This is a genomic window from Nocardiopsis listeri NBRC 13360 (assembly GCF_001570765.1).
Taxonomy (GTDB): domain Bacteria; phylum Actinomycetota; class Actinomycetes; order Streptosporangiales; family Streptosporangiaceae; genus Nocardiopsis; species Nocardiopsis listeri.
Window position 1 is genome coordinate 104130 of record NZ_BCSH01000021.1, and the last position, 8031, is coordinate 112160.

General features: G+C 67.5%; 8 protein-coding genes. 7 read left to right on the forward strand and 1 reads right to left on the reverse strand.

Annotated features, from left to right (window positions below; genetic code table 11):
• The first annotated feature begins 25 nt into the window (after positions 1 to 25).
• Together NLI01S_RS07945 and NLI01S_RS07950 are read left to right on the forward strand one after the other, a co-directional pair.
• A complete protein-coding gene (locus NLI01S_RS07945; RefSeq protein WP_067601597.1) occupies positions 26 to 541 on the forward strand; it encodes a gluconokinase in 516 nt (171 codons plus the stop codon).
• Between the two features lie 95 nt (positions 542 to 636).
• A complete protein-coding gene (locus NLI01S_RS07950) occupies positions 637 to 1131 on the forward strand; it encodes a hypothetical protein (protein WP_223809158.1) in 495 nt (164 codons plus the stop codon).
• Between the two features lie 79 nt (positions 1132 to 1210).
• Here NLI01S_RS07950 and NLI01S_RS07955 read toward each other — a convergent pair whose 3' ends face one another.
• Positions 1211 to 1615: a hypothetical protein gene (locus NLI01S_RS07955; protein ID WP_067601600.1), complete on the reverse strand. Its 405-nt coding sequence runs from the start codon at positions 1613 to 1615 to the stop codon at positions 1211 to 1213.
• 325 nt (positions 1616 to 1940) lie between these two features.
• On the opposite strand from NLI01S_RS07955, the gene NLI01S_RS07960 reads away from it, so the two are divergent.
• From NLI01S_RS07960 to NLI01S_RS07980, 5 genes are all read left to right on the forward strand, one after another.
• Positions 1941 to 3608, forward strand: coding sequence for an ABC transporter substrate-binding protein (locus NLI01S_RS07960; protein ID WP_067601603.1), 1668 nt, complete (start codon positions 1941 to 1943; stop codon positions 3606 to 3608).
• A 141-nt stretch (positions 3609 to 3749) separates the two neighbouring features.
• On the forward strand, positions 3750 to 4754 hold the full coding sequence (locus tag NLI01S_RS07965) for an ABC transporter permease (RefSeq protein WP_067601606.1): 1005 nt from the start codon (positions 3750 to 3752) through the stop codon (positions 4752 to 4754).
• Complete coding sequence (locus NLI01S_RS07970; RefSeq protein ID WP_067601608.1) at positions 4754 to 5767, forward strand: ABC transporter permease; 1014 nt, start codon at positions 4754 to 4756, stop codon at positions 5765 to 5767. Before NLI01S_RS07965 ends, NLI01S_RS07970 begins: the two co-directional genes overlap by 1 nt.
• Before the next feature lie 2 nt (positions 5768 to 5769).
• Positions 5770 to 6855 (forward strand): ABC transporter ATP-binding protein, encoded by a 1086-nt coding sequence (locus NLI01S_RS07975; protein WP_067601610.1) that lies wholly within the window; start codon positions 5770 to 5772, stop codon positions 6853 to 6855.
• Positions 6852 to 7946 (forward strand): ABC transporter ATP-binding protein, encoded by a 1095-nt coding sequence (locus tag NLI01S_RS07980; RefSeq protein WP_067601612.1) that lies wholly within the window; start codon positions 6852 to 6854, stop codon positions 7944 to 7946. Before NLI01S_RS07975 ends, NLI01S_RS07980 begins: the two co-directional genes overlap by 4 nt.
• The last annotated feature ends 85 nt before the right edge of the window (positions 7947 to 8031 follow it).

The following is an 8031-nucleotide window of genomic DNA, read 5'->3' on the forward strand; positions in this document are numbered from 1 at the left end:
TGGCGGGCCACGAGACGGAGAGACCATGCACTTTGTCTTCATGGGTGTGTCCGGTAGCGGCAAGACGAGTGTGGCCCAGCGGGTCGCGGTCCGTCTCGGGCTGCCCTTCGCCGAGGCCGACGACTTCCACCCCGAGGCCAACATCCGCAAGATGGAGTCGGGGGTGCCCCTGACCGACGAGGACCGTGGGCCATGGCTGCGTGAACTGGCCCGCTGGATCGGTGCGAACGACGCCCTGGGCGAGTCCACCGTGATGGCCTGTTCGGCGCTCAAACGCGACTACAGGGACCTGCTGAGGGCCGGGGCCTCGGATGTGCACTTCCTCCACCTGCACGGAACACAGGAGGTGATCTGGGAGAGGCTCGACGCCCGAGAGGACCACTTCATGCCGTCGGGGCTGCTGCTCTCCCAGATGCAGACCCTGGAACGGCTCGGCCCGGACGAGGCCGGCCGGGAACTCGACGTGCGCGAGGACCTGGACACGCTGACATCGCAGGCCCTGGAGTACGTGGGGGAGCGGATGGGGGCCACGGGGGTCTGATCCGTCCCGCTCCGTTACGTCATGCCACGGCCACGGTCCGTTGTGTGGCATTACTCCACTTGTGCAGTGGGGCGCGGCACGCGACCCTGTTCGTCATGCAAGACTCCCAACCGTCCCCCACCGCCACCGCGTCCCGCCCCTTCAGCGTGGTGCCCCCGCCCCGGAAGAGCCTTCTGGCCCCGGCCCACCCGGGAGTGCGTCCCCCGCTGGACGTGCGTCAGACCTGTGTCCTGATGTTCGTCGCCGCGGCCCTGTACGGCCTGCTCGCCTACCTGGTCGGGAGCATGCTTTCCGAAGGCGTCCACGCGAGCGTGACGACCGAATTGTGGCTGCTGCTCGTGATGGCGGCCCTGGTCGGCCTCGGCCTGGTCGCGCTGGCACTGCCGGTCCGTCGAGCCGGTCACGTGCTCTGGCGGGCCTCCCAGATCGGTTCACTGTTCGCCTTCGGTACCGCGCTGTTCACGCTGTTCCTGGCGGCTTGGCTCGCCGACACCCCGCTGATGCTGGCGGGGACCGTGGCGGCGCTCTCCGCGATCGTCCTCAACATCGCGCTGTGGAGCACCAACGTGCGTCGCTGGTGCCACGAGTAGCACCAGGCCACTCCACTTCGACAAAGGGCCCGGCGGGTTTTGAACGAACCGTTCCCCGCCGGGCCTTCCCCATGTCCGGTCAGTCGTCCTCTTCGCCATCGGCCAGGACGTGCAGTCGGGCCAAGTGCTCGCCGTCGTCCTCGCCGTGACGGGCGACGTACACCTCCCGGGCCTCGTCCGCGACGTCGCCGATCTCGTCCTCGAAGCCGTAGTCGATGAGGTCGTCCAGGAGATCGAGTGCGCGATGGAGGGGATCATCCTCCTCGTCGTCATCCTCGCTCTTGGCGGGCAGGTGCGCGTTGACCAGGGACAGCACGACGGCGCGTGCCTCCTCGACCGCGCTCTCCGCGCCGGCGGCACCGCTCAGGCGGATGCGGGTGATGGGGTCCTCGTCGGCGATCAGCATGAGCTGTTCGGTGAGCCAGGCGCTGTCCTGACCTTCGAGGAACGCGGTGAGGGACGCGTCGTCCAGGGGTGTGTCCATTCGCAGATCATAGGACGCTCGAAGGGTCCTTGGTCCGAAACGGACACCATGTCGGAAAAGTTAAATCATCCTATGACCGGATAACTTTGAGGGAATGTACTGAAGCGAGTACTCAGGGTCATGGGATTCGGGTTTCCGTTGCACCCTTTAAGATCCCGAACAGTTGAACACCTGGACGCGAAAAACCGAGCTATGGATCACGGCACAGATCTGAAACGGTTGTATTAATACCCAGCCGTCTATCTTCCCAGGGGCTCGTGAACCGGTTTAGGGTCCACAGCAATCGTTCTGGGCCTCAACCCCACGTCCCCCTGAGGTGGACCACATGTTCACGAAGTCTTCCCGAAAGCCGCTCGGTCTCGTGGCCGTCGCGGCGTCGCTCACCCTGGTGGCGACAGCCTGTGCGGAGAGTGACCGCGGCTCCGGCGACGGCGAGCAGCCGTTCGTCTTCGGGGCCGCCGGTGACATCACGTCACTGGATCCCTTCCTCACCAACGACGGCGAGACCTACCGTTACAGCCGGCAGGTCTTCGAAACCCTTCTCGACCACGAATCCGGTGGTTCGGAAATCGTCGGCGGTCTCGCCGAGACCTGGGATCAGTCCGAGGACGGCACCGTCTGGACCTTCAACCTCCGCGACAACGTCACCTTCCACGACGGCGACGAATTCAACGCCGAGGTCGTCTGCGCCAATTTCGATCGCTGGAACAATCTGACCGGTGCCTACCAGAGCTCCAACCTGTCCTACTACTGGCAGTCGATCTTCGGTGGATTCGCCGAGCCCGACGAGGACTACAGCACCGGAGAATCCCGTTACGTCTCCTGTGACGCCGAGGACGAGCTCACCGCCGTCATCGAGATCTCCGAGTACTCCTCGATCTTCCCCGGTGGATTCAGCCTCGCCGCCTTCGGCATCATGAGCCCCACCACCCTGGAGACCATGGAGGGCCAGGAGGTCACCGGTGAAGAGGGCAACCTGAGCCTCCCCGACTTCGCCCAGAGCGCCGGCTCACTCGCCGGCACCGGTCCGTTCACCGTCGAGGAATGGAACCAGGACCAGGCCGAGGTCACCCTCAACCGGTACGACGACTACTGGGGCGACCCGGCGGGCTTCGAGACCATGATCCTGCGGAGCATCCCCGACGAGACCGCCCGCCGCCAGGCGCTGGAGGCCGGTGACATCCAGGGCTACGACCTGGTCGCCCCGGCCGACGTCGCGCCGCTGGAGGACGCCGGTTTCCAGGTGCCCACCCGTGACGTGTTCAACGTCCTGTACATGGCCTACCAGCAGGAGAGCCACGAGGCGCTCGCCGAGATGGAGGTCCGTGAGGCCCTCTCCCACGCGGTGGACCGCCAGCGCATCGTCGACACCATCCTCCCCGAGGGTGGCGAGGTCGCCACGCAGTTCCACCCGGACACCCTCGACGGTTGGTCCGAGGACGTGCGGACCTTCGACTACGACCCGGACAAGGCCCGCGAGATGCTCGCCGACGCCGGGTACGAAGACGGCTTCGACGTCGAGTTCTGCTACCCGACCGAGGTCACCCGCCCGTACATGCCCGCCCCCAAGGACATCTTCGACGTCATCACCGAAGACCTCCAGGAGGTCGGCGTCACCGTGGAGGCCACCCCCTACGAGTGGTCCGTCTACTCCGGCCAGGTCGACAGCGGCAACTGCCCGATGTACCTGCTCGGCTGGACCGGTGACTACAACGACGCCTACAACTTCATCGGCACCTGGTTCTCCACCCACAACGACGCGTGGGGCATGGACGAGGAAGAGCTCTTCGACAAGATGACCGAGGTGAGCACCAACCCCGACGAGGAAGAGCGCGTCGCCGGTTACCAGGAGCTCAACGAGATGGTCATGGACGCCCTGCCGGGGCTGCCCATCTCCAGCTCCCCGCCCTCGATCGCCTTCTCGCCCGACGTCGAGCCGCCCAACGTCAGCCCGCTGACGCAGGAGAACTTCGGCGAAGCCTCCTGGAAGTAGTACCTCCGCCGGGCCCGACCGCCACGCCGGTCGGGCCCGGCACCACGGGTGCCCCATGGCGGTGTCCCCCCGTCGCCGCACCTCCCCTGGGGCGATCCCCCGATCATCCGAACCTTCCACCACTGGCGAAAGGCGGCGAAGGTGCTGCGATTCATCGTCAGGCGACTCCTACAGCTCATCCCGACACTGGGTGGCCTGTCGATCCTGCTGTTCGTCTGGCTCCAACGGCTGCCGGGCGGGCCGGAGTACGCCCTCCTCCCCGACGACGCGACCCCTGAACAGCGTGCGATGCTGCGGCGGTCGCTCGGCCTGGACGAACCACTCATGGTTCAGTACCTGGCCTTCCTGCGCAGAATCGCCCAAGGCGACCTCGGGACATCGCTCCAGACCTCACGTCCGGTCCTGGACGAGTTCTTCCTCAGGTTCCCGGCGACGTTCGAGCTGGGCGTGACCGCGATCCTCATCGCCGTCATCATCGGACTTCCGCTCGGTTACCTCGCCGCGCGCCGCCGCGGCACCATCCTGGACTTCGCCGCCGTCGGCGGTTCCCTCCTGGGCATCTGCACCCCGGTCTTCTTCCTCGCGTTCATCCTCAAGGTGGTCTTCGCCGAGGGCATGGGGTGGTTCCCCTCGGCCTTCCGGCTCTCCCCGGGGCTCACCCGCACCGACATCACCGGATTCGTCGTCCTGGACGGTGTCATGACCCGTGAATGGGACGTGGTCTGGGACGCGCTCGCCCACCTGGCCCTGCCGGGGCTGGCGCTGGCGTCCATCCCGTTGGCCGTCATCACCCGTATGACCAGGGCGAGCGTCCTGGAGGTGATGGAAGAGGACTACGTGCGCACGGCCAACGCCAAGGGTCTGCACCGGACCACGGTCCGCACCCGCCACGTGCTGCGCAACGCCCTGTTGCCGGTGGTCACCGCCGTCGGTCTGCTCACCGGCAGCCTCTTCGCGGGGGCCGTCCTCACCGAGAGCGTGTTCGCCTTCCCGGGCATCGGTTCGTTCGTGTACATCGCCACCCAGGAACGCGACTATCCGGTCCTGACCGGGTTCATCCTGCTCATCGCCACCATGTACGTGTTCATCAACCTCCTGGTCGACATCTCGTACAGCCTCCTCGACCCGAGAGTGCGGGCCCAGTGATGCCTACGACACCGAGCTCCCAAAGCCCTTCCGAGACCGAAGAGAAGACGCCCCTCCACAAGCGCAAGGCCGCCAAGGTCGACCGGCTCGCCGAACTCATGGGCGACCGGGGCGACGACGGCCACGGTGCCGGGGTCTGGCGCGAGGCCTTCGGACGCATGCGGCGCAGCCCCATGGCGATCAGTGGCGCGATCATCGTCGTCATGTTCTTGCTGGTGGCGCTGTTCTCACCGCTCATCGCCCCCTACAGCCCGACCTCACAGGCCTGGGGCAGCGAGGTCTTCCCCAACCGCAACGAGTTCGTCGGACCACGCGCCGAGAACTGGTTGGGCCTGGACCACCTCGGCCGCGACATGTTCTCCCGCATGGTGATCGGAGCCCGCCAGACCCTCATGGTCGGTGTGGTCGCCACCTTCGTCGGCTTCCTGTTCGGTGCCCTGCTCGGCGGCGTCGCCGGCGGCTGCACGGTCCTCGGTGGCCGGTGGGGGCGCCAGGTCGACAACGTCATCATGCGCGTCATCGACATGATGCTCGCGCTGCCGTCCCTGCTGCTGGCCGTCACCGTCGCCGCGCTCGTCGGACCCAGCCTGACCACCGTCATGCTCGCGGTCGGTATCGCCCAAATCCCGATCTTCGCCCGGCTGCTGCGCGGCGCGATGATCTCCCAGGGCAACCGCGAGTACGTACTGGCCGCGCAGGCCATGGGCGTGCGCAGCCACAAGATCGCCCTGACGCACATCCTGCCCAACTCCATGGGGCCGGTGCTCGTCCAGTCCACGCTCACCCTGGCGACCGCCATCATCGACGCGGCCGCCCTGTCCTACCTGGGTCTGGGCAACCCCGACGCGAACTTCCCGGAGTGGGGCACGATGCTCTCCGAGGCCCAACGGTTCCTGTCCAGCGCTCCGGCCCTGGCCGTCTACCCGGCCCTGGGCATCATCATCACCGCGCTCGGCTTCACCCTCCTGGGAGAGTCCCTGCGTGAGGCGCTCGACCCGAAGTTGAGGAAGTGACCATGAGTTCCAGCACGCCGCTGTTGGCGGTGGACGAGCTGTCCGTGGTGTTCCACCGGCGCGGGTCCGGTGAAACGCGCGCCGTCGACGGAGTCTCCTTCAGCCTGGAGGAAGGCCGCGTCACGGGTCTGGTCGGCGAGTCCGGCTGTGGCAAGAGCGTCACCTCCCTGGCCCTGATGGGGCTCCTTCCGGACCGCGGGGTCAAGGTCGGTGGCAGCGCCGTCATGCAGCTACCCGACGGTGAGGCGGACCTGCTTCGCCTCTCCCAGCGCCGCCTGCGGGACCTGCGCGGATCCCAGATGGCGATGATCTTCCAGGACCCGCTCAGCTCGCTCAACCCGGTGGTCCCCATCGGCATGCAGGTCACCGAGATCCTCAAGCGGCACCGGGGGATGCGCGGGGTCGCCGTCCGCAAGGAGGCCGCCGACCTGCTGTACCGGGTGGGCATCCCCGACCCCACCCGACGGCTCGACGAGTATCCGCACCAGCTGTCCGGTGGAATGCGTCAGCGCGCGCTCATCGCCATGGCGGTGGCCTGCAAGCCCCGCCTGATGATCGCGGACGAGCCCACCACCGCCCTGGACGTCACCATCCAGGCGCAGATCCTGGAACTGCTCAAAGACCTGGTCACCGAGGAGGGCACCGCCCTGCTCATGATCACCCACGACCTGGGCGTGGTGGCCGGGCTGTGCGACGACATCAACGTCCTGTACGCCGGGCGGGCGGTGGAGACCGCGCCGCGCGAACCGTTGTTCGCCGACCCCACGCACCCCTACACCGTGGGGCTGCTCGGGTCCATTCCGAGACTCGACGCCCCACGCGGGGAATCGCTCACCCCGGTGCGCGGTTCGGCCAACGACAACATCGCCTGGGTGGACGGTTGCGCGTTCGCGCCCCGCTGCGACCACTACACGATGGAGTGCCTCCAGGGACCGCCCCCGCTGGTGAGCGTGGAGAAGGGTGACGGCGGCGACGACGGCGGACACGTTCACCGTTGCGTCAACCCCATCGACCACGCGGCGGTGGCGGACCGGGCGGTCCTGGACAGCCCGACCGTGGCCGACGAAGACGAGGAGGAGCGGGGATGAGCCTGCTGGAGATCAAGGACCTCAAGGTCCACTTCCCGATCAAGCGCGGCGTGCTCATCGACCGCACCATCGGGCACGTCCAAGCCGTCGACGGGGTGTCGCTGAACGTCGAGAAGGGCCAGACCTACGGCCTCGTCGGCGAATCCGGTTGCGGCAAGACCACCCTGGGCCGGGCCGTCCTACGCCTCAACGAGATCACCGAGGGCGAAGTGTGGTTCGGTGGGCGTGACCTCGCCGGACTGGACCCCGAGTCCATGCGCCGCGAACGCGCCAACCTCCAGATGGTCTTCCAGGACCCGCTGGGCAGCCTCAACCCGAGGCAGACCGTCGGCGCCATCCTCATGGAAGGTCTGGAGACCCACGGCATCGGCGGGCCCGAGGAGATCTCCGAAGGCATCGGCGCCAAGGAACGCCGGCGACTGATCCGGGAGGACCGGCGAGCCCGCATCGTCGACGCACTGGAACGGGTGGGCCTGTCCGCCAAGGCGCTCAAGCGCTACCCGCACGAGTTCTCCGGGGGCCAGCGCCAGCGCATCGGTATCGCCCGCGCGCTGGTCCTCCAACCGGACCTGATCATCTGCGACGAACCCGTGTCCGCGCTGGACGTGTCCATCCAGGCGCAGGTGCTCAACCTCCTGGAGGAACTCCAGGACGAGATGGGACTGACGTACCTGGTGATCGCCCACGACCTCGCGGTCGTGCGGCACGTCAGCGACGTCGTCGGAGTGATGTACCTGGGTGCGCTGGTGGAAGAGGCCACCAGCGACGAGATGTACGAGACCCCGATGCACCCCTACACCCGTTCGCTGATGTCGGCGGTGCCGGTCCCCGATCCGACGGTCGAGGACTCCCGCGAGCGGATCCTGCTCGCCGGCGACCTGCCCTCGCCCGCGAACCCGCCGACCGGCTGTCGGTTCCACACCCGGTGCCCCTGGCGCCAGGAGGAGTTGTGCGACACCGAGCGGCCCGAGCTGCGCCTGCTGAAGAGCGGCACCCACCGGGTGGCCTGCCATTACGCCGAGCAGATCCTGTCCGGTGAGATCCAGCCCAGCGAGGAACGGGCGGATCGGATCGTGCACGGCGCGAGTTGAGTGAACGCGAACGCGCGGATGTCCTGGCGTGGTGGGGGCGCCCGCGCGTTCGCGTGTGCGGCGGGTTCCGGCAGGTGGGTGGTGT

Coding starts and splice junctions, on each gene's coding strand:
- NLI01S_RS07955 (WP_067601600.1), bottom strand. CDS start 1,615: ATGGACACACCCCTGGACGACGCGTCCCTCACCGCGTTCCTCGAAGGT.
- NLI01S_RS07975 (WP_067601610.1), top strand. CDS start 5,770: ATGAGTTCCAGCACGCCGCTGTTGGCGGTGGACGAGCTGTCCGTGGTG.
- NLI01S_RS07980 (WP_067601612.1), top strand. CDS start 6,852: ATGAGCCTGCTGGAGATCAAGGACCTCAAGGTCCACTTCCCGATCAAG.
- NLI01S_RS07970 (WP_067601608.1), top strand. CDS start 4,754: ATGCCTACGACACCGAGCTCCCAAAGCCCTTCCGAGACCGAAGAGAAG.
- NLI01S_RS07950 (WP_223809158.1), top strand. CDS start 637: ATGCAAGACTCCCAACCGTCCCCCACCGCCACCGCGTCCCGCCCCTTC.
- NLI01S_RS07945 (WP_067601597.1), top strand. CDS start 26: ATGCACTTTGTCTTCATGGGTGTGTCCGGTAGCGGCAAGACGAGTGTG.
- NLI01S_RS07960 (WP_067601603.1), top strand. CDS start 1,941: ATGTTCACGAAGTCTTCCCGAAAGCCGCTCGGTCTCGTGGCCGTCGCG.